This is a genomic window from Sporolactobacillus sp. KGMB 08714, from assembly GCF_036598985.1.
Classification (GTDB): Bacteria; Bacillota; Bacilli; order Bacillales; family Sporolactobacillaceae; genus Sporolactobacillus.
In genome coordinates, this window is sequence record NZ_JAUUBW010000013.1 from 33,548 (window position 1) to 55,294 (window position 21,747).

Sequence of the window (21,747 nt, forward strand, 5' to 3'; positions counted from 1 at the left end):
AAAAAAAAGACAAAAATAATTTTGGTAAGAGAGAAAAATTCAGCGAAAGCAGGCCAGTAATATAATTGGAATAAAAATTTAACCTAAAAGCAAGAATATATAGCCCCATCTAGTCTCGCACTTTTGATATGCAGGGTTATTTTACGGCCTTTTCATCATTAAAAAAACGCCCTTTGCAAAGGTGCATTTTGTATGTCCGGTATCCAGTTGCGGACTTAAGAAAGGCAGATACACGAACGGCAAAATATTACGTTTTCACACTGTCCGCCGATTGACTTATCAGGTTAAGGCATGCGTTTTCTGCCTGTTTGCCGGACGTCGCCGCGAATTATATCCTCCCTGAGTTCCGCGCCCGCTGGTTAAACACTGTTTTTCTCTGTGCTTTATAATAGACTTAATCATGATACTCGGGAGGCACGATCTATGAAATCATTCGCTATCGTTCTCGGAAATATTACAACGGTCAAGGCAGATGCCATTGTCAACGCCGCAAACACAACGCTGCTCGGCGGCGGCGGTGTAGACGGTGCCATTCACCGCGCAGCCGGGCCGCAGCTGTTGGAAGAGTGCAGGACGCTGCATGGATGTGCGACCGGCGAGGCAAAAATCACCAAGGGCTATCGTTTGCCGGCAAAATATGTGATCCATACTCCCGGCCCGGTGTGGCAGGGCGGCAACCGTCATGAACCCGATCTGCTGAGAAACAGTTATGTCAACAGCCTGAAATTGGCCGACAGCTATGGATGCCGGACAGTTGCCTTTCCTTCTATCAGCACAGGGGTTTATCATTTCCCGCTGGAACAGGCGGCCCCCATTGCCGTTCAGGCGATTCGCGGATTTCTGGATCATTCGAACCATGTCGAAAAAGTGATGATGGTGTGCTTTGATGACGAAACAAGAAGAGCCTATGAAAAGGCTAATGAGGGCTGATTCAAATTTCTTTCACCGGACGGTTGTTCCTTTTATGACCGCAAGGCGGCCGATATCTCCAATTCGTTAGTCTGCAGAAAACTAATTCACACAAATTCCATCAGAAGTTCGTCTGATTTCCAGCCCAAGAACCAGAATCTGAATTATAATGAGAAAAATCTCTTTTTTGATAAGGTGAATGTGATTGCAGACGGTTTTGGACGACGGTTTAAAGTTTATTATCGGCGGCACGCTTTTTGTACTCATGTCCTATTTTAGTAAGTCCAAATTTTTGTTTTTATCAGGAGTCATCACCTTTATACCGGTCATGACACTGATAAATATGCGCATGCAGATGAAATACATGGATTTGAAAGAATTCCGGGCGACTGAATTTAATGCGGTCTTTGGCGCTGTTGGTGCTGTTGTTTTGATTCTTTCTGTTTTTATCCTGACCAACTGGTTCAAGCCGGTATATGCCGCGTTTATTGCTGCAGTGCTCTACATTATCTATATGCTGCTCTGCAAACATTTTCTGTAAGGGTTAATTAACCCTTGCACACTGGGAATCTTTTCCGATCTAAAGAAGGGATTTCTCTTTTATTGATTCAGATTTTTTATGGAACATTATCTGACAAATAAACTGACATTTCATAATATAATGATATCATTTATATGTACAAAATTTACTACAGGAAGAAGAGGTAACACATGTTCAAAGATGTGATGAACCTGTCCGTTGTCACCTTTAACGCTGTCTGGGGAGATAAGGAAAAGAACCTGAATCGTATAAAAGGGTACATCGAGAGTGCCGCCAAAAGAGGCAGCGATTTTATTGTTTTTCCTGAAATGGCTCTGACGGGTTATGACGACGAAGCCGAAAAACCTCTTGAAGAAAAAATGCAGTTTAAGCTTTCCGAGACGATACCGGGCGAGTCCACTTATGAAATCGCCGGTCTGACGAAAAAATACGGCATCTACACAGTTTTCGGCATGCCTGAAAAAGACACGGCGGATCCGTCCAGGCTCTATAACGCTCTGGCCGTTTTCTCACCGGAAGGACTGGTCGGTTCTTACCGGAAAATGCATCTTCCGGCCCCGGAGCCTAATTGGGCGGCCCGCGGCGATCGGCCTTTTATATTAGATACACCCTGGGGGCCCGTCGGCTGCGCCATCTGTTACGACTCCTACTGTTTCCCCGAACTGATGCGCTATTACGCTGCCAAAGGCTGCCGGCTTTATATCAATAGTACGGCGCTTGCCAAATGCCACGGCAAAGGATTAGGCACGACAACGCTGGAAGCCGGGGTGATCCGCGAAGGCATTTATATCGCGTCTGCCAACCTGGGCGGCAGGGATCTGTATAATGACTTCTGGGGAGGCAGCAGCATTATCGGGCCGAGCCGGAAGACATGGGAACCGTACTACTTTGCAGGGCACAAATTTACGGATGATGTCGCCGGCGAGTCGGAGATGTTCACTGCGACCATTGACCTGTCCCTCGCTTCCCGGTCTCTGTTCAAATACAACGCGTCAGTCGGGGGAACCGACTGGAGACCGGAAAAATATATCGAAATGTTCAAAGATACGTTAAAAGATTCGACGCTTATAAAAAAATAATCTGATTATCCCCTTGACTTATTTCCTTTTTGATTCACGAATATTCGATATCATTGAATTATAGAGAGTGTATGTTCGGGGGCGATTCATTATGGAAAACCAGAATTCGATGAGCTTTTTTCACCGTCAGAAACGGCTTCCGCTTTATACGTGCAAGCACTGTGGCCGCCAGACAACGGCCGTGATGGAACGCTCCTCTGCCATTGTGAGAAAGTGGTTCTGGGCTCTCTACATGACGTGTCAGAATAAAGGGGGGGCTCTCTGCCGTGATGCTTTCCTATCAGAACGGTGTGACTCATAAAACGGCCTGGCTGATGCTTCACAAGATCCGGCGTGCGATGTCCGCACGGGATGATGCCCTTTTGGGTGACCCACTGAAGGCGGGAAATGCGGACGGGGTACTGAGAAGGCAACGGTCGTTGTGGGCATTTCCTTCAATACTAAAGGTCACTCCAAGTATGCCAGGATGCGGGTCGTTCCCGATGTTAAAGGCCAAACCCTCAAGGGGTTGGCGGAAAAAGTATTGGCACCCGATGCCGTGATCCATACGGATGACTTAAGTTCCTATCACGCTTTGTCAGAGAAGGGGTCTGAGGTTCAGGGCATAAAATTTGATCTGAAAAACAATCCCGATCATCTGCACACTGGCTGCTTGCGTCTATCTCCAACGCTAAAGCATTTATCGAGGAACCTGAGCTAACGGGATAATCAGATAATTTTATTATTTAATCTTTTCTGAGCCCTTTTGAATTCCTTGAGTTCCAATTTTCCATATTTGCAAACTCACCTCCAAACATTGTGCAATTATCCTAGATTCCCGGAAAATTATACCAAGGTGCCCCCAAGTCCGCATTAGTAAAGGATCTTTAGCCTAATGCCGTTTTCTCATGGGTATCATTATACAAGAAGCTCTTGGTCGATAAATCCCTTTAAATCAAGGATTCTCATGACCTTAGTATAAAAACACGGGAATGCAGGATTTATATTATTTTTGTGACCATTTTTCAACTAATAGGTTGATCGTTTTCTTATCTTTCCCCTGATCATTTTTGGGGGCATTTTCAATTAACAGCAGTATGTCTTCCAAAAGCTTTGTTTCGGCCTCTCTTGATAATTTTGGAGAACTGCTAAAAGCCCCAGCATGAATATTAACTTCCTGTTGAGGATCACTTCCATACTCTTTAATGTCTGCTTGCATCGATTCTAAAAACTGCTGGGTTTCATATAAAATCCATTGTGCAACTTCTTTGCTATGTTGCTCGACCCATTTTGCCGAGATATTTACGCCATCTTCAATACCGTCAATGGTATCGGAAAGTGTTTTTGAACTGTGATGAGTCATTTTATAACTGGAATAATAAAACTCCTGAAAATTTTTTATGTTTTTCTTTTGAGTAACCTCTAATAATCCTTCATCCACCATTTTTTTAACTGAATAGTAAAGTTGATTCGTGGGGATGTTAACCTTTTTAGAAATTTCCTTTGAAGTCAACCCTTTTTTGTCCTTTGTTGCCTTCAAAATAGCAATAATTTTCTCATCTGCCATTAGTTTCGCCAATTGTGAGATTACGTTTTTCATCATTTCTATTCACCCCATGATAATTATCATAAAGTCTTGACAGAATGAAATCAATTGGTTATATTTTGCATATCGGCTAAATAAATTTAATTGATTATATTTTATTTTATATTAATATCCAATAATTGGAGGCTTTGTTACGGCAAATAATAATTCTTTAACTACAACATCGGCAGCCACAAATGAACAAACTAAAATCACAGATCATCAATCTAATATTCAAATAATAAAAGATGTGTCCAGTAACTTAATTAGTGCCTTAAGTGCTGGGATGTTTTCAATGGCCATGGGGTTGATGCTTATGCATGACACAAAGTCTCCCCTTAGTTTTGGACTTGCAATTATTATTTCACCTCTTGTGAATGTGTTGTTTTTGATACCCGTTGGCAACTTAGTTGATAAATATCGGCATAAAAATATTTTAATGTTTAGTATCCTAACCAGACTAGTTTTTTTGCTCATTTTTGCTCTTTCCATTAATTTAGTTTCTGGTATTTATAAGCTTATTCCAGTAGCTATTTTTGTGTTGGTGGATTCTATTTCAAACAGTTTTAGTACCACTGCATATTCAGCTTCTGTTCATGAACTGGTTAACGATAGGAATATTCAAAAACTGAGTTCATTAACACAATCAGCCTCAGCCCTTTCTTCTGTTTTAGCTCCAATGTTAGGTGTCGCTTTATATGCTCTAACAGGTTTTAATGCATTTATCTTCATCGAAATAATAGCCACCGCTATTTCTTTCTTAATATTATTAACGATGCATTTTTACTATGAAAGCAATAATGCTACTCCTGACATAAAAACAAATACCTTATCAACACAATTCTCAAACTTCAAAAATGGAGTAGCATACATGAAAAAGCGTCATCTTATCAGAGATATCATTATTATGGCTGTTGTCATCAATTTTCTCTTTACAGCTGTTACTATTGGTATGCCTTTTATGATAATCAACCGTCTTCATGCAGGAAATAGTCCCATTGGATATATTGAGACTGGTTTTTCGGTTGGCCTGTTAATTGGAGGCTTGTTAATGACCATTTTACCCAGCAAGAAACACTTTTCTTTAAAACTTTTTCTACCCTTATCCATCATGGGTATTTGTATGGTTTTATTAGGATTTTTGGTATATCTGTTTCATGATCCTTTAAGGATTGGTTTATACGGGTTCCTTATTATGACATTATCAGGATTTATGAACGCCATTTTAAATATATCGATCAATGTACGGTTACAATCTACCGTACCAACTCATATTCTGGGAAGGGTAATGGCCACCTTAACTACTGCCGTATCTTCAATAATGCCGATAGGGACATTATTTTACACATTTTTATTTCAAAGCACACTGAACGGTACATATATTTTTATCGCGAATGGCATTATTCTGTTATTATATGTTTTTTCTTTCTATCCATTAATTTACAGAGACGTTAGAGGAGATAATAAAGATTGGGGTGAGACAACGACGCCTGCATAAATTCAGACGCTGATGCGTGTACACCTTTACGATGTTTGGATCTCAAGTTGGTAGATAAATCTACTGTACTAATCAATATTTAAAGAATCACAGGGATATTCTAGTTAAAAAGCGCTTGAACACGTATAAAATTATATATATCAAAAAAAATTTAAATCAATTAAACTTTTTTACTATACTTTTTCGAACGATTGACAGTTTCAGGAAAAAAGCGATCATCATCTGACAGTACAGCAGGAAAATGAGCTAAAAGAATACTCTTAAAACTAAAAGCAAAATACCGCTTTTTCACGGCATCGGCAGCCGCATTGAATGAAAAAACAGGTCTCTTGCCGGGCAAGTAACAGCGCATGCACATAAGAATAGAAACTCAGCAATACGCTTCGCCCTGCAGACGGAGCGTATTTTTTATATTAAGTAGCGGATTTTCTATGGAGAAACACCCGCCAGCTTTTCCCTCCATCATCGCCTCGCACCTGGATGCTGCACAGCTGCTTTATGCCTCTGCCGCTGTAGTCTGCTTCCAAACTTTGTCCGAAAAAAAAGCACCTGAAAAGGTGCGGAATGCGTTACTGCCGTTTTATTCGCGGCTTCTTTTATTTTTCTGTGCGAAGAAGCACGCGTTCGCTCGGCAGGAAAAGTGTGAGGACCGCTGCCAGCAGCGGCAGAATTGCGAACAGATTGAAGATAGCGTACACGCCGTACAGGTCGGAAAGCCAGCCGATGACCGTTGCGCCGATTCCGCCGGCACCGATTCCGAAGCCGACCATCAGCCCGGAAACAAGACCGATGTTTTTCGGAAACATCATCTGTCCGTAAACAACTGTGACGGCGAATGAAGACAGAACAAAAAGGCCGAAGACAAACAGCACGATGACCGAGAAAATGCCGTGAACGTGCGGCAGCAGCCAGGCAAACGGAACGGTAACGGCCATCGAAACGAACAGCAGCCACTTGCGGCTGATCGTGTCGGAAAGCCTTCCGCCCAGGAAAGTCCCCGCGGCTCCTGCAGCAAGAAACAAAAAGGTCAGCAGGTCGCCGTACTTCAGCGCAATGCCCTGATGCAGGTACAAAAAGGGCAGGAACCCGGCGACGCCGATCTGTGTCCAGGAGCGGAGAATAACCACGACTGTCAGCAGAATAAGACCGCCCGGATGATTCCGCCCTTTAATATTTGCCTGGCGCGCTTGGTGCCGTACCAGACTCCGCCGGTACCAGGGCAGGATCGTCAGCACAATCATGAAGCCGAGGACAGTCGCCAGGATAAACCAGCCAAGTCCGCGCAGACCGGTTGCGATCAAAAAAAGCGGCAGGAGCAGCGGCCCGACGGCCTGGCCGAAGTTGCCGCCGACCTGAAAGATCGCCTGCGCCGTTCCCCGGGCGTTGCCGGCTGCCATGTAAGCACCGCGCATCGCTTCAGGATGGAAAATGCCGGAGCCGATTCCAGACAGACCAACCAGAACAAGCAATAGCCAGTAAACGGGCGCAAAACCTGAAGCCGTCAGGCCGAGGCCGGTCAGGCAAATGCCGGCCGGCAGGAACCACGACTTCGTTTTTTTATCGGTAAGAATGCCGAACAATGGCTGTGAGATCGAAGACGTGAGCATCGAGACCAGTAAAATCACCCCGGCCTGCAGATAATTAAGATGAAACGCCTGTTTATAAAGCGGCAGAAGTGCCGGTACAATACCGGTCGTCATTACATCATTCAGAAAATGTGTCAGGCTGAGGCCGGCCAGTGCTTTTTTCGAAGCAAGATGCCTTTTGGCCCCCGCCTTAACCGTTTGCATTGCCATACTCATTATTCAGGCCTCCCGATAAGCCGCATTCTTTTACACAAAAGATGAATACTTCTATACTATCAGAAGAATCCATAAAGCTCATGAACGATTTTGCTCATCTATAGCACAATTTTGATCGGGAGGGTTTCGGATGATAAAGAGCGAAGCCAATCACTACAGCAAGCCCAAACCGGACGTGCACCCATATGTTGATATCCAAAAACGTGTGCATCTCGGATCCGGACCGACTTTCAAAGAAAACTGGCATGAAGAGTTCCAATTGTACTATCTGACTTCCGGGACGGGGCTGCTTCGATGCGACTCAGAGCAAATGGACATGCGCCCCGGCGACGTCGCGCTGATCAACAGTAATGAACTGCACGTCCTGGAAAGCAGATCCAGCAGTTTGAGCTGCTATGTGATCCGAATTGATCCGGCGGCGATGTTCAGCCTGATGCCCGGCTTAAGCACCCTTAAGTTTGCCGTATTGCTTTCACAGCAATTGGTCTGCTTCAGCCATCTGGTAAGAGGAGACAGACAGATCCAGAGCTGTATCCGCAGCCTGATTCAGGAAGACGAGGAGCGCAGGGGCGGTTTCGAACTTGCCGTTCAGTCTTCCGTTCTCGAACTGTTTGTTCTGCTTCTGCGCAGTTATGTCAACAAAATTTACACAAAAAAGCGGTTCGACACACGGATGAACAGCCTCAGCCGGCTGAAGTCGGTCATCCTCTATATGAACGAGCACTATCAGAAATCGCTGACTGTTGCCGAGCTTGCCGGTCGGGCATTAATGAGCGAATCGCATTTCTGCCGCACGTTTAAAAAAATATACGGCAAGACCGTCGTTAATTATATTAATTCGTTAAGAATCGATAAGGCCGGCGAACTGCTGAAGAACAGCCCGTTAAACATCACAGAGATCGCCCTCGCTGTCGGATTTAATGACGCCAACTACTTCAGCCGCGTATTCAAGCGGCAAAAAGGCATAACACCGCAGATGATGCGGACACAGATTGCTTCCGGCCGTTCAAAACAGACTTCATGATCACCTTCCGGATAAATTCGCGAATGAATCATCAACGGCTCTGAACGCGTTCCATCGTAACGTGAGGAATATTGTCGATCAGATAAACCTCCGAGGTTCTTTTAAAACCAAACGATGCATAAAGCGGCTGTATATACTCCTGAGCCTCAATGACCACTTTTGCTCCGGGAGCTGTGTCTCCGATGACTTCTATAAGTTTTGAAACCAGCTCTTTGCCAAGGCCTTTTCCCCTGTATTTTCGATTGATTAAGACACGCCCGAACGTGACAGCATCCTCTGCCTGAAAAATACGTGCGTAGGCAATGATCTCCCGGCGATCATCCAGGGCATACACATGGAGGCTTTTCAAATCGTTTTCGTCCACTTCATGATAGGGGCAGTTTTGTTCAACAACAAAGACAGCTTCCCTTATTTTGTATATTTCATATAATTCCCGTACAGTCAACTGTGAGAATTTCCTGATTTTCCAATTCAGTTCCATGACTTCCGCTCCCCTTTCATAGTTATACCAATCCCGGCCCTACAGTAAAGGCAGCACATTGATTATCGGTTCTTCATAAGGATGGATCCCCCTGATCACCTTTTTCACGTCGGCTATCTCATCATAACGGCATCTGAATTCCAGTTTGCATTCCGATCCCGATGAAAGGCCGCCGATTTCTCCATCATAAGGATTGGCTCCCTGCAATGGCCTCCAGTAGCCCCGCACTCTTGAATATGAGACGACATGATCATAACGGCCTACGGTAAGAACACCCATTTCATTTAATCCGTTTCTCAGTTTAACAATAAACTCTTCAGGTATCAGTACCTCGACCTTACAATATCTGATCTCCATTTTCTCTTCTCCCGTCTGAATGCTTAACACCAGTATCGTAACCCAGATGATTTGATTTTCCAACCCGTTGCTCACGGATTGACGCGTGCCTGAAGGATGCAGCGGTGATCGCCGCTTGCAACATTTATCGATCGGTGCCAGCAAGTTATCGGTCACTGCGCTGAGTTTATCAATTGCAGGCAAGTTTTCGGTCGGCGGCACTAGTTTTTCGGTCAATGTCAACGATTTATCGGTCGGCAGCAACAGTTTTTCGGTCAATGTCAACGATTTATCGGTCAATGCGCTGAGTTTATCAATTGCGAGTAATTTTTCGGTCGGCAGCAACAGTTTTTCGGTCAATGCCGACGATTTATCGGTCGGCGCTCATGGTTTTTCGGTCGGCGCCGGGTTTTTTATCGTTTCAATTATCACCCGATCAAATTTGCCGAACGTGGCAGCACGTTCGAATTGTCGCACCCGATGGATCATCCTTTTTCAGATGTTCGGTTTTTCTGATTGGTCGGCCTGAAGCACGTGTTCCCTCGATAGTTTCAAAATATTGTATAATTATAGATAGTTAAGGTGGACATTTTAGGGGATGGAGCGTTTGGAGACGCAATGGTTTTATGCGGAGGGCCGGGAAACTTACGGACCCTTTCCGGTTGCAGAAATGCTCAGAATGGCTGAGGCGAAGCAGATTGGCCGAGAAACGCCTGTGATCGGGCGGGGCATGACGGAATGGGTGATTTTCAAAGATTCGCCGCTTCAGGAACTGTTTGAAAATGAGAGAAATAAAGAGGCAGCCCGGCAGACCGTGCGGGAAACGAGAAGCTTTGTCGGCAGCGCCGCGGAGAAAATCAGTGCGATGGCCGGAGATGAAGGCCCGGTCAAACTGAGCCTCGGAGACATCTTCTCAGAAGTCTTGAAAAAGCACAGTAAAAAAGAAAGTGAACAGATTTTTATTGTCGGAACGGCTAAGACAACGCCTGATATAAAAGATATATCTTCGGAATGGCCGAAACCGTGGCTGTTTTTCAGAGTTTTGATGGTATTTTTGCTCGTCTATGCGCTGCTTTATTTTGCAGCGTATTTGGGAAATTATTTTTCTCTCGCCGGTCTGATCTTTGCCGGATCCTTCGCCGTTCCGTTTTCACTGGTCATTTTTTTCTTCGAAACCAACGCACCGCGAAACATCAGTATTTTCAGCGTTGTCCGGATGTTCTTCATCGGAGGAGCGGCTGCAATTCTCGTTACACTTTTTCTCTACAGCACGGTGTCATTCAACCAGATTACCGTAACGAGCGCCTTGGAAATCGGCCTGATCGAAGAAACCGGGAAACTGCTGATTGTCGCCTGGTTTGTCAGCCGGATGGATGTAAAATTTATCTTGAACGGGCTGCTGATCGGTGCCGTTATCGGCGCCGGGTTTGCCGCTTTTGAATCCGCCGGATACGCTCTTAGAGCGCTTCAGGACGGAACATTTCTGGAAGTGATCTTTAACCGCGCCTGGACCAGCGTCGGTACTCACACGATTTGGACAGCCATCGCCGGTGCGGCGCTCGTCATTGTTAAGCAGGAGCGGCCGTTCAGCGTCGGAATGCTGAAACAGCCGCGCTTTCTTAAATTCTTCGCCGTAGCTGTCGCCCTCCATGCTGTCTGGGATATGCCGGTCTTCAACTCGCCCGTCCTGAAACCGGCCGTCCTGATCTGCATCGGCTGGCTCTTTGTTCTCGTGCTGATCAACAGCGGACTGCGTCAGGTGACCCGGATCGTCAGGGCAGCTTCCGAAAACGGTGAGTAGATATGAAAGATTTTAAAAAGCACGCGCCCAATCAGGCAGCGATAAAATCACGATTCCCGGATGCGCAGAATTGAGCGCAGATCCGAAATCATGACATGCACCGTTCTTGTAAACGTACCGATGCGACTGAGACTGCTCTTTACGCCATCAGTCGATTTCCTGCGGCGAATATTAATGCCTTGCAATAAAATTTTTTCAATTGCATTTTTCCATTTACGGTGGGTATCTTTTATCATTTTACTCCACCCGTTTCAGATGAATCCTATACATATAATTTAAAGAATCCTTTTCGCATACGGTATTTTTCGCACGAGATATGCAACTCCAAAGCAGAGCGGGACGCCGACAACAGCCATCAGCCCGAATTTTAACAGCTGCTCAATTTGTACGCCGCGCAGTGCGAGGGCAAGGAAGACAATGACCGGCGCATGAATAATATAAACGGTAAATGAGTGCTGAGACAAAAACCGGCTGAGTTTATTTTGATGATCGAAGAAACGGCGGAAAAATGTCAGGGCGGCAAGGCAGACTCCAACCGAAAAGATCGAATCCCAAAGTGCATAAATAGCCGACTGCCATGTTCCGCCGCCAAGATAAGCGGCGCCGGAACCGATGATCGCACCGGGGAACAGGGTGAGTGTCGCGATTGCTGCCAATACAAATCCCAGCGCGCCGAGCGGGTCGGAAATTTTACGCAGCCAGTTCCGCCGATCGGCCGCAATCCCAATCAGAAAGAAACTGATGTATTGCGGGAGATAAGCGAGTGAGGGGAAACCAAGGACATATTTGCTGAACGGAAGCACGATCCGTATGAAGTAGCTGGCCAGCGCCAATGCAAGAATAAAGATAACCATGGTACGAAATGTAAGCAGAGAATCGTTTCCAGCAGCCGTCTTTTTCTCACGATTCTTTGTTGCAAGCCGCCACAGCCAGTAGCACAGGTCGAAAACGAGCAGCATGACCAGGAACCATACCGGCCCCATCCTGACCCGGCTGAAATATTGATCCCAGGTAAACGGCATCGCCATGTGGGTGAGCGACACCGGCTTTTGATAAATCCGAATGGATGTCAGCGGATTGAGGACAAAGGCGAAAACAATGATCGGAATGCCGAGACGGAGAAGCCTGTTTTTCAGGAAGGAAACAGGCCCTTTCCGGTCAAAAGAGCCCGGTGTAAAATAACCCGAGAGGAGAAAGAAGAACCCCATAAAATAGGCTTGATTGAATAACTGGAATAAAATTAATAGAACGATTGCCGTAATATCTTTTGAAGGCTCCAAATAGTAGAAAGGTGTGTTTGCCGCATAGATGACAGATAAATGATGCAAAATCACAAGGACAATCAGCGCCGTACGCAGGTTGTCGGCAAAAAACAGACGCCTGCCCGGCTTGCCGGCCGGCAGATCCGTCTTCTGTATTTCGCTGCTTACAGCATAGGATAAAAGGAACGAGATAAAAAGCAGCCCCAGCCCCAGGCCGAATCCCAATATCCAGATCATATATTGATGAGACGAGAAATAGTAAACAATCAGTCCCACGTATTTTAAAAAGTTTGTCTTTCTTATGATAAAAAGGCCAATCACACCGCAGAGATAGAGCGGCAGATTGGCCAAAATGTAAACTTTTGAAAAGGGAAATTTAAAATATATTGGAAACACGATGCTGATAAACAGGCAAAAGCCGAGGAAAGACAAAGATAAATAATCCAAATAATCGAGATAACTCATTACATTTCCCGTAAACAACGAAAAAACAGTTGCCAGAATTCCTGCAATGATGCCGCTGACAACACCAAGAAGCAAAGCATACAGATATCTGCCGGCCACAGTTTCGAGTTTACCCAATGGCAGAATTCCATAAAGCCGGTTAAGATTGTTTTTTTCATACAGTGAGAAATATGTGCCGATAAAGGGCGCCGTGATGATCATGACAACCGCAATCGTTATAGCCGGTTTGCGCGTCAGCATGCCGATCACTGCCGCAATAACATAAAGCGGAACAAATGCCTTGTAAGATGATTTCAGAATGTAGTAATCGAGCCTGACTGATTTTAATACGTCACTCATACCGCACGCCTCCCTTGCTGATGAATACCAGAATTTCGTCTATAGAAGGCTGTTCTGTAATCATTTCTGAAGATACCAGGCCTTTTTCCGAAGAACGGATTAAACCTGAAAAACCCGTGCTGGTCTTCGAGAGCCCGATTAACTTTTTCTGCAGCGGTCCGGACAGGTCATTAGGGCCGCCTTTGACGATACTGTAGCCTTCGAGCAGATCATCCTTCGTCCCGGTATAGAAGATGTTCCCGTGATCAATCACTGTAATATAATCGGCAATTCTTTCGAGATCCGACGTAATGTGGGTTGAAAAAAGGATGCTCTTTTTGCCGTCTTCAATATAGGCGCCCAATATTTCGAGCAGTTCATCACGGGCGACCGGGTCAAGCCCACTCGTCGGTTCATCGAGAATCAGCAGCTTTGCCCCGTGCGACATGGCGACCGCGAGCATCAGCTTCATTTTCATGCCGCGGGATAATTCCTTCACCCTTTTATTGACGGGAAGATTGAAGTTCTTTATATAGCGGCTGTATAACTCGCTGCTCCAGCCGTTGTAAAAATTTTTGAGGGCTTTTTCAACTTCCCGGACTCTCCAACTGTCAACAAAATAGATATCATCAAATACGACGGCGATATCCTGCTTAATCTTTTTCTCATCCCTGATATTATCAAGGCCGAATATTTTGACTTCACCGCCATCCCGCCCGGTCATATTCAGGATCAGGCTAATCGCAGTGGTCTTGCCGGCTCCGTTTTGTCCGACAAATCCCATGATATAGCCCATCGGCAGGGAAAAAGAGACATTATTTAAAGTAAAATCCCTAAATTCTTTACGCAAATTAGATACTTCCAGAGCATTATTCATAATGGCTTTCCTCCATGATAAATTGAAGCATATCCATCAGCTCTTGCCGCGATAACTTTGCAATTCTGCCCGCCTTTACAGCCGCCCCAAAACTTTCCTCAATCTTGCGCAGCAACTGCTCCCGTACGAGCTCGCTATCTTTGGGCAACACAAAACAGCCCCTGCCCTGCTGGATCGCAATGAATCCTTCCTGCTCCAGATCCGTGTAGGCTCTGGTCGTGGTGATCACACTGATTTTCAGCTCTCTCGCAAGCTGACGGATCGAAGGCAGCGCATCGCCTTCTTTCACTTCATCACTGAAGATCGCCTCTTTGATCTGTTCTTCTATCTGCTCATAAATAGGCTTTCCTGATGTATTTGTAATAATAATACGCAAATATAAATCGCTCCAAATAGGATAATATTTAGCTTACTGATCATATTCGATATTATCAGTATAAACACCATACGTCAATATAATTCCTGCAGCAGCAGATTTTCGATCTACTAAAAAATGATTTGTAAATGATTCCAAGCAGGATTTGCATCCAACAAAAAATTTTTACAGCAAAAGACCTTTCATCTATCATAGTGGACGATCGTGCTCGGTCCGGAGATCTGGCCCGCCCTGTACAACGATCGTCCTGAAATTACACCGTTTCGAAAACCGGTCACTTCACTGACTTTTTGAAGGTATTAATCATTCTTTAAGAATTGGCACCTATACTTGCGTAAGTGGACTCTTAAAAATATGAAAGGAGACAGCTTAACGTGGAACGTGTGAAACAATTCAATTTCTGGGTTGGCATCCTTGTTTCTATTGTCTTATTGATTGAATCAGGTTATGGCCTTTATACGTACTACCAAAGAAGTCAGAGGTCCTTTCAGTCCGGGACTTTTTCGCAGAATATGCCGAATACCTTTTCAAATTCCGGAAACTCCACTTCGGGATCCAATGCTTCTCAGTCCGGCAGCAGCAACTTTCAAGGCGGAGGACGCGCGTTTGGTGAAATGGGGGGAGCAAGAAATTTTCAAAGCGGCCCGTTCGGACTGGCCGTTGATGTGGCAGGCCTGATCCTGGCAATCATCGCCTTGGTACTGACCGGCATTATCGGAAGAAATAACTTTAAAAAAAGGAAAAAACAAATTGATCCGAGCAAAACGGCTCACGATTAAACGAATTCAATGAATCTGTGCCCGCTATTTTTATTGACGAAACATATGACCAGGATAAAAAGGGAGATGAATCTGATCCCGACAGGATTCATTTCCCTTTTTTTCATTTTTTCCGAATATATGTTTCTTATTTAATTGCGGCCGACCTGATGCCATCTCAACCGCCGTTTTCCTGACTGCCGATAAATTACTTAGGATCTTTATCGATCATTTGAAGAGCTTTATCGGTCGGTGCGGCTGAGTTATCGGTCAGCTACGGCTGTTTATCGATCGATGCGGCCAGGTTATCGGTCGGTGCCGACGCTAGTAGCAGGCTATCGGCCGGCCAAAAGGTTGTTAATGAATTCACTTCATAGTCGGTTCTATTCATGAGTTAAAGGGATGCACTTAAAAATTTGGGCCCCGGCCTTATTTTATGAGATCTTTTTTGAAACGCCGGATTTCCGTAAAAAATATGATTAGAATCAAATTCCATTTCATGAAATCATGATGAAGCCCGACATGGTTTTTCGGTTTGAGAATCCGCCGGTCCAGATTTTTGCAGGGACGTATAGGACACAGCGATGAAAATCAGCAGAATGCCGGCAATTTGCAGATACGTCGGTATAAAACCGGTTACGAACACGTCGAGCAGGATGGCAACGAGCGGATCCAGATAGAGAAGTGCCGCGATAGTGGGTGTCGGAAGCAGGCGGATGCTTCCGTAGAAGAGCAGATAGACAAAGCCGGTATGCACGACACCCGTGAACACGCTGTAAAACCAGTTGACCGCGGTTAAGTGGGCATAGTAGGAAAAACGGATAAAAGGCAGCAGCATGATCACGCCGACAAGAGTCTGGATCAGGGTCACCAAATAAGGGCTCGCCTGTTTTATATATTTTCCGGCAATGATTACGGATGCATAGAGGCATGCTGCCATCAGCGCATAAAACGGTCCTTCAGACAGTCCATGATGCAGAGTTTCAGGATTGAGGCCTGAAACGAGAATCGTACCGATAAAAGCCAGGATAACTGCCGCGATGCCGAGCAGCTTGGCGCGCTCTTTGAAAAAAATCCAGCCGATGATCAGGACAATAACCGGAGCCAGATTGTAGATTGAAATGGCAACCGTGATCGATGTTTTTTCAAATGAAGCAAAGAATAATATCCAGTTGAGAACAAGCAGCACCCCGCCGCCGGCAATTGCAGCCAGCTCCCTGAGCTGCCACGTTTCCTTCTTGTATTGTCCGCTGGCCAGCCAGTAGACGGCAAGAAAAACAGACGCGCTGACGCAGCGGACGAAGACGAGCTCCAATGACGGGAGTCCGGTCATCCGCGAGAAGAAGCCGATTGAGCCGAAAATCACCATGGCAATACTCAACTTAATAAACGCAGATTTATTCATGGCAAACAGACCTCTTTTAAGATCAAGCGATAAAATAAGGCGGATCGCTTCTGTCCCGAATAAAAAAGAACATTCCGCCTTTTTTCTCTGTAAACCTCATTATAGACAGCCCGGCAGCATCAGTAAAATAGAAATTCCGGAATGATCTCCTTATGGCGTTTTACAGGTTCTGAATGAGCGGCAGCTCTTTCGCGGTGAACACAAGAGGCAACCGGAAAACTCCTTTGCCTGTGACGAAAACAGCGAATTGAAGCAATGACGTATTGGAATATGGACTTAAAAAAGTATGTGATATATCGTCAAAAAATCAGCTGCGCTTTATGCGGAGGCTGACTTTTATTTTTTTATCTGTTTCATCCTTTGTTTTGAATTTATCGATGAAAAAACTGACAAAGAATAGGATTACAAGGACAAGTGACATCCACTCACTGTCAGGAAATACTTTAAGAGATAAAATTAAGCATATAACTGTAATTATCCTGAAAGCCATTAAAAAACCCTTTGGCATTCTAGTCATCTCCTTAGCGATTGATTAAGAGCGTGAAATCTTCATCGTACAGATGTGTACGTAACAGTATCTTGTAAAGTGATGCATCCAGATTTGATGGTAACTCTTCTTTGTAAAGTGGTACGCCAAAACTTGATGGTGACTCTTCTTTGTGAAGTGGTGCATCCAGATTTGATGGTGACTCTTCCTTGTAAAGTGGCACGCCCAGATTTGATGGTGACTCTTCCTTGTAAAGTGGTACGCCAAAACTTGATGGTGACTCCTCTTTGTAAATTGATGCATCCAGATTTGATGGTGACTCTTCCTTGTAAAGTGGTGCATCCAGATTTGATGGCAGCTCTTCCTCTTTCGTGCTTATGATATGCTGTGGAAATGGCTGCATGGGAAACTTGAAGCAGCATCAAATTTTCCGTATAAACGGCTCTTTTATTTCGTCATTGAGCAATTCAGCATACGCTTCCACTTTACGGAATGTATTTCCCATCATTTCATGGCTGCGATAGTTTCTTAACCGTCTAAGATCGTATTCGGCAATGTAAACAGCTTCGGTCATGCCGTCCGCCAGCACGATCCTGTTATCGACGGGCAAGCCCTTTTCATCCCAGACAATCGGACTGAATGCACAGGAACAGCCCGCGTTTTCTCCGGGCGGATTGGCCATCGCGACACCCGTCATATTTTCATACGCCCTCGTTGACAAGGCCTGTACCCGCGGAAACATCGCCCCGCAGTCATTCGGCACCAAGATCAGCTCAGCGCCTTTCAACATGAGGATTCTTGCACTTTCAGGGTACTCTCTGTCATAGCAGATCATGATCCCGATTTTTACGCCGTCGAAGTCGCAGACCTTAAAGTCACTGCCGCTTTCCAGCAGCCTTTCACCCGCAAAATCACACGTATGTACTTTGCTGTATTTCAGGATGATTTTCCCATTCCTATTGATGACGAAAGCGGAATTTTGCGGTCTTGAACGGCCCCGTGTGAATCCGGTAATCACAACACCTATCTGCAGGTCTTTCGCAAGTTCGCAAAATCTGCGGATATACGGGCTTCCCTCATCCAAAGAGCGGGAAAACCATTGCTGATATTCTGGCATTCTCTCGATTTCTTTCAACGGCAGGTCTTTATCAAAATCGGGAAATTCATAGCCTGTAATCCAGCATTCGGGAAACAAGACAATGTCTGCTTCGCGCCGTTTTGCTTCCCTGACGATCTTTAACCCTTTTTCTGTGTTCAGCCGGCAATTATAGGGATCGCGTTTACTTTGTACAATCGCTATTCTGAATGAATCCACTAGGCCCTGCCCCCCTCATATCCTGTCAATTATTCTTTGGATTTTGTTACTGAAAGCCATTTAGCCTGTACCTATCACTTGCTATAGGCCGCTTGCGGACGGATGAATAATTTTCTGCCTCTTAATCAAACATCAGAAGCACTTGATTTAGTTCAGTTAAAGCCTGCGGCTCGATTTTTAATGTAGACGTTGATTGCCCTGTTCCGCCATAAATAAAGTCATAGCCGAACAGACGCCTGTCTGCCACACAAGGTAAACCGAACCCTATCAGGGCAACACTCCCAACATCAAATCCCGTTGTTTTCCGAACTTCCTTCGGAGATGCTAATTCTACCTTACTGTAATTCAGCAGATCAGCCAATTTATCAAAATTGATTTTTTCGCGGCTTCCCGAAATAATGGCTCCTAAAAATCCTTGATCTGTTTTAAGAATCAGCGTCGGAGCCGTCTGGCCGACTTCAATACCCAAAAAATCCGAGCCTTCTTCCCGAGTCAGGATGGGCTTCTCATGTTGAATGATTTCATATCTATATTGCGTGTCTTTCAAAATCTCTGCTAAATTCATTCTGCGCCTCCCCGGTCTGAATAAGCTTCTTATTCCGTTCACCACCAGCGGTCAGCTTCAACCTGCTTGACTTGCTTTATGGAAATGTTAACCTTGCAGCGTCCATAGTTCAACAACTTTTTGCAAAAATGGTCCGGTTCACCGGGTGAAAAATGCACGGCCAGCAGGCAGCATCCGTCTCCAGAAATTATGTACAGCGATTCGACATACGGATCGGCGGCCATTGTGCTTTCAAAAATGCCGTCATTCTGAGAACCCATACATCGTGATAAATGCTGTTTCGTCATGCATCGTGAACCTCCGGATCTTCTTTCCCTCAACGAGCCGTTCGACGCGTGCCCTAACTGCCTGACCGGTCAAATGCACCCTTTCGCCAAGTTCTTTCCAGGTCAAACGGCTGTTTTCTTTTATTCCCGACTATTTTTTTATCGATCGCATCCAAATCCGATCATCCTTCCATTGTGAAAGTGATTCCGCAGAATCTTTTTTCATCAGCATCTTCTTTTTCCGTCTATCAATCGCTATCATTAAGGATAAGCAATACAAGGGAGGGCCATCCATGCAGGAAGCGCTAATCATTATCGATGTACAGAATGATTATTTTGAAGGCGGAGCCTATCCGCTCCATCAGCCGGAAAAAGCACTGGCAAATATTCTTCTCTTAATAAAAAAATTTAATAGCGAAGATCGTCCCGTCTTTTTTATCCGGCATATCAGCCGTTCAAAAGATGCCGCCTTCTTTCTGGCGGACACAGACGGCGCCCGGTTCCATGCGTCATTGGACCCTTTCTTATCCGGTCCGCATGCGTATATTATTGAAAAAGCCTATCCAAACAGCTTTCTACAAACAGTCCTTCAGGAAAAATTACAGGAGCAGGGAGTCAATCGGCTGGTCATCTGTGGTATGATGACTCATATGTGTATCGATTCGACGACGCGGCAGGCTAAAGAACTGGGCTATCCAGTCAAACTGATTTCCGACGCGTGCGCGACGCGCGATCTTTCGTTCGGCCGATCCACAGTATCCGCGGCGGATGTGCAGAACGCTTTCCTTTCAGCTTTATCCGGTTTTTCCGAAGTGGAATCGGCAGCAGCCTACTGTTGTAAATAAGCGGTTTTACCTGATAAAACTAGGGAGGTACCGGCTATATGAAACAGGCATTGATTGTCATCGACATGCAGGAAGTCTTTTTTAATAGCCCGGAAAACGATCTGTATGAAAAAGAACGTGTACTGAAAAATATCAATTGCTTAATCGATCAGGCCCACGACCAGGATGTCCCGGTGATCTTTATCCAGCACACAAGCCAGGATCCCGACGATGAACTCTTTGAAGGGACACCCGGCTGGCAGCTCCATCAGAATTTAAACCGGTCGGAATCGGACCCCGTGATCAGAAAAACGAGCTGGGATGCATTTTACCGGACGGATCTTCTGAACTATTTACAGAAAAATAAAATCGACCGGTTAACTTTCGCAGGCGCGCAGACCGAATTCTGCCTGGATACGACCATCCGGGCGGCATACAGCCTGGGCTTGCAGCATAACAGGTTATTTCGGCACACGCACAGTACCCTGGACAGTTCCGTTCTGAAAGCGCAGGAGATCATCGCCCATCATGAATCTGTCTGGAACCATCGGTTTCTGACCCTGGCCGACGGCGATATTAATTTGTAAAAAGGGAGCAGCACCCATTGTTTGAGAATGATGATGAGCCAAATTGCAGACGTGATAGAAGCGGCGGCAGCCTGCGCCCCGACTGCAGGCACTGCTTCGGCCTGTGCTGTGTCGCACTGTCTTTCGCGGCATCAGCGGATTTCGCGATTGAAAAAAAGTCCGGCAAGCCCTGCCCGAATCTGCAGACGGACTTTCGCTGCAGCATCCATAAAGATCTCAGACATAAGGGGTTTAAAGGATGTACCGCTTTCGATTGTTTCGGTGCCGGACAACAGGTTTCTCAAATTACATTCAAAGGGATCGATTGGCATGACAATCAGAAAACAGCCGGGAGAATGTTCGATGTATTTCCGGTTATGCTGCAGCTTCACGAGATGCTCCGCTATCTGACGGAAGCTCTTGCCTTAAAAACATCGCTGCCGCTTCATGGAGAACTTCGCCTCGCACTCGATGAAACGCAGCAATTGGCTCAGCTGAATCCCGATTCGCTCCTGAAACTCGACGTTCCCGCTCACCGGTCAAAAATTAACACTCTGCTTTTAGAAACAAGCGAACGCGTATGGGCGAAGTCATGCCGGCAGCTGAAAAATAAACGAATCAACCGGCGCGGTGCCGATCTTATCGGCGCACAGCTTAGAGGGGCCGATCTCAAAGGAGCCGACTTAAGAGGCGCCTGTCTTATCGCCGCCGATCTCCGGGGCGCCGATTTGCGGGCGGCCGATTTCATCGGTGCCGATTTACGAGACGCCGACCTCAGCGGTGCCGATCTCAGCGGCAGTATCTTTCTTACCCAGGCGCAGATCAATTCGGCTGAAGGCGATGTACACACTGAACTGCCGCACCGGCTTGCCCGCCCGCAACATTGGTCTGTTTTAGGGAAATAAAAAAGGAGACTAAAAACAGTCGATTTGAACAAGAAAAATAAAAATGTTCCACTTTTATATATAATAGAAAGGTCCGACCATCAATAAAAGAGCATGCTTCAATCCATTTTTTGAAACATGCTCTTTCTATTCGGGGCTTTTCTCAGCCGTTATTATCGGGAACAAGTATGACAAAAACAATCTACAGAGAACGGAACGTCTGAAAATACGGGAATTCAGTAAAGGGACATGAACAGACTGTTCATTGGAAATTTCCACGATGGGTCATTCCGGCCCGAACCGGCATTATTTCTTTCCAATTTGCAAAGTGATCCTGAACTTTT

Annotated in this window: 25 protein-coding genes and 1 pseudogene; 12 read left to right on the top strand and 14 right to left on the bottom strand. The window is 45.5% G+C overall.

The window, feature by feature from the left end; genetic code table 11:
• Window positions 1-423 precede the first annotated feature (423 nt).
• From Q6A92_RS07795 to Q6A92_RS20265, 4 genes and pseudogenes are all read left to right on the top strand, one after another.
• Window positions 424-930 (top strand): O-acetyl-ADP-ribose deacetylase, encoded by a 507-nt coding sequence (locus tag Q6A92_RS07795; protein WP_274401109.1) that lies wholly within the window; start codon window positions 424-426, stop codon window positions 928-930.
• 184 nt (window positions 931-1,114) lie between these two features.
• Window positions 1,115-1,450: a GlpM family protein gene (locus tag Q6A92_RS07800; RefSeq protein WP_274401108.1), complete on the top strand. Its 336-nt coding sequence runs from the start codon at window positions 1,115-1,117 to the stop codon at window positions 1,448-1,450.
• 170 nt (window positions 1,451-1,620) lie between these two features.
• Window positions 1,621-2,529, top strand: a complete 909-nt coding sequence (locus Q6A92_RS07805; protein ID WP_274401107.1) for a carbon-nitrogen hydrolase family protein — start codon at window positions 1,621-1,623, stop codon at window positions 2,527-2,529.
• A 394-nt stretch (window positions 2,530-2,923) separates the two neighbouring features.
• A pseudogene (locus Q6A92_RS20265) lies at window positions 2,924-3,229 on the top strand (transposase); the annotation flags it as partial.
• A gap of 285 nt (window positions 3,230-3,514) precedes the next feature.
• Here Q6A92_RS20265 and Q6A92_RS07810 read toward each other — a convergent pair.
• Window positions 3,515-4,111, bottom strand: a complete 597-nt coding sequence (locus tag Q6A92_RS07810) for a winged helix-turn-helix domain-containing protein (RefSeq protein WP_274401105.1) — start codon at window positions 4,109-4,111, stop codon at window positions 3,515-3,517.
• A 232-nt stretch (window positions 4,112-4,343) separates the two neighbouring features.
• Here Q6A92_RS07810 and Q6A92_RS07815 point away from each other — a divergent pair, with 232 nt between their 5' ends.
• Window positions 4,344-5,591 (top strand): MFS transporter, encoded by a 1,248-nt coding sequence (locus Q6A92_RS07815; protein ID WP_274401104.1) that lies wholly within the window; start codon window positions 4,344-4,346, stop codon window positions 5,589-5,591.
• Between the two features lie 596 nt (window positions 5,592-6,187).
• Here the strand turns inward: Q6A92_RS07815 and Q6A92_RS07820 are convergent.
• Window positions 6,188-7,393 (bottom strand): MFS transporter, encoded by a 1,206-nt coding sequence (locus Q6A92_RS07820; protein ID WP_332237594.1) that lies wholly within the window; start codon window positions 7,391-7,393, stop codon window positions 6,188-6,190.
• A gap of 130 nt (window positions 7,394-7,523) precedes the next feature.
• Here Q6A92_RS07820 and Q6A92_RS07825 point away from each other — a divergent pair, with 130 nt between their 5' ends.
• Window positions 7,524-8,417 (top strand): AraC family transcriptional regulator, encoded by an 894-nt coding sequence (locus Q6A92_RS07825; protein WP_332237596.1) that lies wholly within the window; start codon window positions 7,524-7,526, stop codon window positions 8,415-8,417.
• A 31-nt stretch (window positions 8,418-8,448) separates the two neighbouring features.
• On the opposite strand, the gene Q6A92_RS07830 is transcribed toward Q6A92_RS07825, so the two are convergent.
• Window positions 8,449-8,898, bottom strand: a complete 450-nt coding sequence (locus Q6A92_RS07830) for a GNAT family N-acetyltransferase (protein WP_332237597.1) — start codon at window positions 8,896-8,898, stop codon at window positions 8,449-8,451.
• 39 nt (window positions 8,899-8,937) lie between these two features.
• Entirely contained in the window at window positions 8,938-9,255 is a 318-nt protein-coding gene (locus tag Q6A92_RS07835; protein ID WP_332237598.1) for a cytochrome C biogenesis protein, read from the bottom strand.
• 115 nt (window positions 9,256-9,370) lie between these two features.
• Between Q6A92_RS07835 and Q6A92_RS07840 the strand changes: the two genes are divergently transcribed.
• A complete protein-coding gene (locus Q6A92_RS07840; protein ID WP_332237600.1) occupies window positions 9,371-9,763 on the top strand; it encodes a hypothetical protein in 393 nt (130 codons plus the stop codon).
• A gap of 78 nt (window positions 9,764-9,841) precedes the next feature.
• Entirely contained in the window at window positions 9,842-11,035 is a 1,194-nt protein-coding gene (locus Q6A92_RS07845; protein ID WP_332237601.1) for a PrsW family glutamic-type intramembrane protease, read from the top strand.
• A gap of 47 nt (window positions 11,036-11,082) precedes the next feature.
• Here Q6A92_RS07845 and Q6A92_RS07850 read toward each other — a convergent pair whose 3' ends face one another.
• From Q6A92_RS07850 to Q6A92_RS07865, 4 genes are read right to left on the bottom strand one after another with little or no spacing between them, the layout of a single operon-like run.
• Window positions 11,083-11,271, bottom strand: a complete 189-nt coding sequence (locus Q6A92_RS07850; protein ID WP_332237603.1) for a hypothetical protein — start codon at window positions 11,269-11,271, stop codon at window positions 11,083-11,085.
• Window positions 11,272-11,310: 39 nt separating this feature from the next.
• A complete protein-coding gene (locus Q6A92_RS07855; protein WP_274401090.1) occupies window positions 11,311-13,101 on the bottom strand; it encodes an acyltransferase family protein in 1,791 nt (596 codons plus the stop codon).
• A complete protein-coding gene (locus Q6A92_RS07860) occupies window positions 13,094-13,957 on the bottom strand; it encodes an ABC transporter ATP-binding protein (protein WP_274401088.1) in 864 nt (287 codons plus the stop codon). The genes Q6A92_RS07855 and Q6A92_RS07860 overlap by 8 nt, the downstream gene beginning before the upstream one ends.
• Complete coding sequence (locus tag Q6A92_RS07865) at window positions 13,950-14,333, bottom strand: GntR family transcriptional regulator (protein WP_274401087.1); 384 nt, start codon at window positions 14,331-14,333, stop codon at window positions 13,950-13,952. The genes Q6A92_RS07860 and Q6A92_RS07865 overlap by 8 nt, the downstream gene beginning before the upstream one ends.
• Window positions 14,334-14,707: 374 nt before the next feature.
• Between Q6A92_RS07865 and Q6A92_RS07870 the strand changes: the two genes are divergently transcribed.
• A complete protein-coding gene (locus Q6A92_RS07870) occupies window positions 14,708-15,112 on the top strand; it encodes a hypothetical protein (protein WP_332237606.1) in 405 nt (134 codons plus the stop codon).
• A 484-nt stretch (window positions 15,113-15,596) separates the two neighbouring features.
• Here Q6A92_RS07870 and Q6A92_RS07875 read toward each other — a convergent pair whose 3' ends face one another.
• From Q6A92_RS07875 to Q6A92_RS20270, 6 genes are all read right to left on the bottom strand, one after another.
• Window positions 15,597-16,496 carry a DMT family transporter gene (locus tag Q6A92_RS07875; RefSeq protein ID WP_332237608.1) on the bottom strand — a complete coding sequence of 300 codons (900 nt, stop codon included), beginning with the start codon at window positions 16,494-16,496 and terminating at the stop codon, window positions 15,597-15,599.
• A 521-nt stretch (window positions 16,497-17,017) separates the two neighbouring features.
• Window positions 17,018-17,386 (bottom strand): hypothetical protein, encoded by a 369-nt coding sequence (locus tag Q6A92_RS07880; protein ID WP_332237609.1) that lies wholly within the window; start codon window positions 17,384-17,386, stop codon window positions 17,018-17,020.
• An 18-nt stretch (window positions 17,387-17,404) separates the two neighbouring features.
• Window positions 17,405-18,298: a carbon-nitrogen hydrolase family protein gene (locus tag Q6A92_RS07885; protein ID WP_332237611.1), complete on the bottom strand. Its 894-nt coding sequence runs from the start codon at window positions 18,296-18,298 to the stop codon at window positions 17,405-17,407.
• A gap of 121 nt (window positions 18,299-18,419) precedes the next feature.
• Window positions 18,420-18,863 (bottom strand): aminoacyl-tRNA deacylase, encoded by a 444-nt coding sequence (locus Q6A92_RS07890; protein ID WP_274401076.1) that lies wholly within the window; start codon window positions 18,861-18,863, stop codon window positions 18,420-18,422.
• Between the two features lie 38 nt (window positions 18,864-18,901).
• On the bottom strand, window positions 18,902-19,150 hold the full coding sequence (locus tag Q6A92_RS07895) for a hypothetical protein (protein ID WP_274401075.1): 249 nt from the start codon (window positions 19,148-19,150) through the stop codon (window positions 18,902-18,904).
• Window positions 19,107-19,274, bottom strand: a complete 168-nt coding sequence (locus tag Q6A92_RS20270; RefSeq protein WP_443029705.1) for an AsnC family transcriptional regulator — start codon at window positions 19,272-19,274, stop codon at window positions 19,107-19,109. Before Q6A92_RS20270 ends, Q6A92_RS07895 begins: the two co-directional genes overlap by 44 nt.
• Before the next feature lie 148 nt (window positions 19,275-19,422).
• On the opposite strand from Q6A92_RS20270, the gene Q6A92_RS07900 reads away from it, so the two are divergent.
• Genes Q6A92_RS07900 through Q6A92_RS07910 form a run of 3 tightly spaced genes read left to right on the top strand, consistent with a single transcriptional unit; the run spans window position 19,423 to window position 21,424 of the window.
• The gene (locus Q6A92_RS07900; RefSeq protein ID WP_274401074.1) at window positions 19,423-19,974 is read left to right on the top strand and encodes a cysteine hydrolase family protein; all 552 of its coding nucleotides are present in this window, start codon (window positions 19,423-19,425) and stop codon (window positions 19,972-19,974) included.
• A gap of 38 nt (window positions 19,975-20,012) precedes the next feature.
• Window positions 20,013-20,540 (top strand): cysteine hydrolase family protein, encoded by a 528-nt coding sequence (locus Q6A92_RS07905; protein WP_332237615.1) that lies wholly within the window; start codon window positions 20,013-20,015, stop codon window positions 20,538-20,540.
• A gap of 17 nt (window positions 20,541-20,557) precedes the next feature.
• Window positions 20,558-21,424, top strand: coding sequence for a pentapeptide repeat-containing protein (locus Q6A92_RS07910; RefSeq protein ID WP_332237617.1), 867 nt, complete (start codon window positions 20,558-20,560; stop codon window positions 21,422-21,424).
• Window positions 21,425-21,747: the final 323 nt, after the last annotated feature.

Bases quoted from the DNA above. Each gene is read 5' to 3' on its own strand.
- Q6A92_RS07795 (WP_274401109.1), top strand. From the start codon at position 424: ATGAAATCATTCGCTATCGTTCTCGGAAATATTACAACGGTCAAGGCA.
- Q6A92_RS07805 (WP_274401107.1), top strand. From the start codon at position 1,621: ATGTTCAAAGATGTGATGAACCTGTCCGTTGTCACCTTTAACGCTGTC.
- Q6A92_RS07810 (WP_274401105.1), bottom strand. From the start codon at position 4,111: ATGATGAAAAACGTAATCTCACAATTGGCGAAACTAATGGCAGATGAG.
- Q6A92_RS07820 (WP_332237594.1), bottom strand. From the start codon at position 7,393: ATGAGTATGGCAATGCAAACGGTTAAGGCGGGGGCCAAAAGGCATCTT.
- Q6A92_RS07825 (WP_332237596.1), top strand. From the start codon at position 7,524: ATGATAAAGAGCGAAGCCAATCACTACAGCAAGCCCAAACCGGACGTG.
- Q6A92_RS07830 (WP_332237597.1), bottom strand. From the start codon at position 8,898: ATGGAACTGAATTGGAAAATCAGGAAATTCTCACAGTTGACTGTACGG.
- Q6A92_RS07835 (WP_332237598.1), bottom strand. From the start codon at position 9,255: ATGGAGATCAGATATTGTAAGGTCGAGGTACTGATACCTGAAGAGTTT.
- Q6A92_RS07850 (WP_332237603.1), bottom strand. From the start codon at position 11,271: ATGATAAAAGATACCCACCGTAAATGGAAAAATGCAATTGAAAAAATT.
- Q6A92_RS07855 (WP_274401090.1), bottom strand. From the start codon at position 13,101: ATGAGTGACGTATTAAAATCAGTCAGGCTCGATTACTACATTCTGAAA.
- Q6A92_RS07860 (WP_274401088.1), bottom strand. From the start codon at position 13,957: ATGAATAATGCTCTGGAAGTATCTAATTTGCGTAAAGAATTTAGGGAT.
- Q6A92_RS07875 (WP_332237608.1), bottom strand. From the start codon at position 16,496: ATGAATAAATCTGCGTTTATTAAGTTGAGTATTGCCATGGTGATTTTC.
- Q6A92_RS07880 (WP_332237609.1), bottom strand. From the start codon at position 17,386: ATGCAGCCATTTCCACAGCATATCATAAGCACGAAAGAGGAAGAGCTG.
- Q6A92_RS07890 (WP_274401076.1), bottom strand. From the start codon at position 18,863: ATGAATTTAGCAGAGATTTTGAAAGACACGCAATATAGATATGAAATC.
- Q6A92_RS07895 (WP_274401075.1), bottom strand. From the start codon at position 19,150: ATGACGAAACAGCATTTATCACGATGTATGGGTTCTCAGAATGACGGC.
- Q6A92_RS07900 (WP_274401074.1), top strand. From the start codon at position 19,423: ATGCAGGAAGCGCTAATCATTATCGATGTACAGAATGATTATTTTGAA.
- Q6A92_RS07905 (WP_332237615.1), top strand. From the start codon at position 20,013: ATGAAACAGGCATTGATTGTCATCGACATGCAGGAAGTCTTTTTTAAT.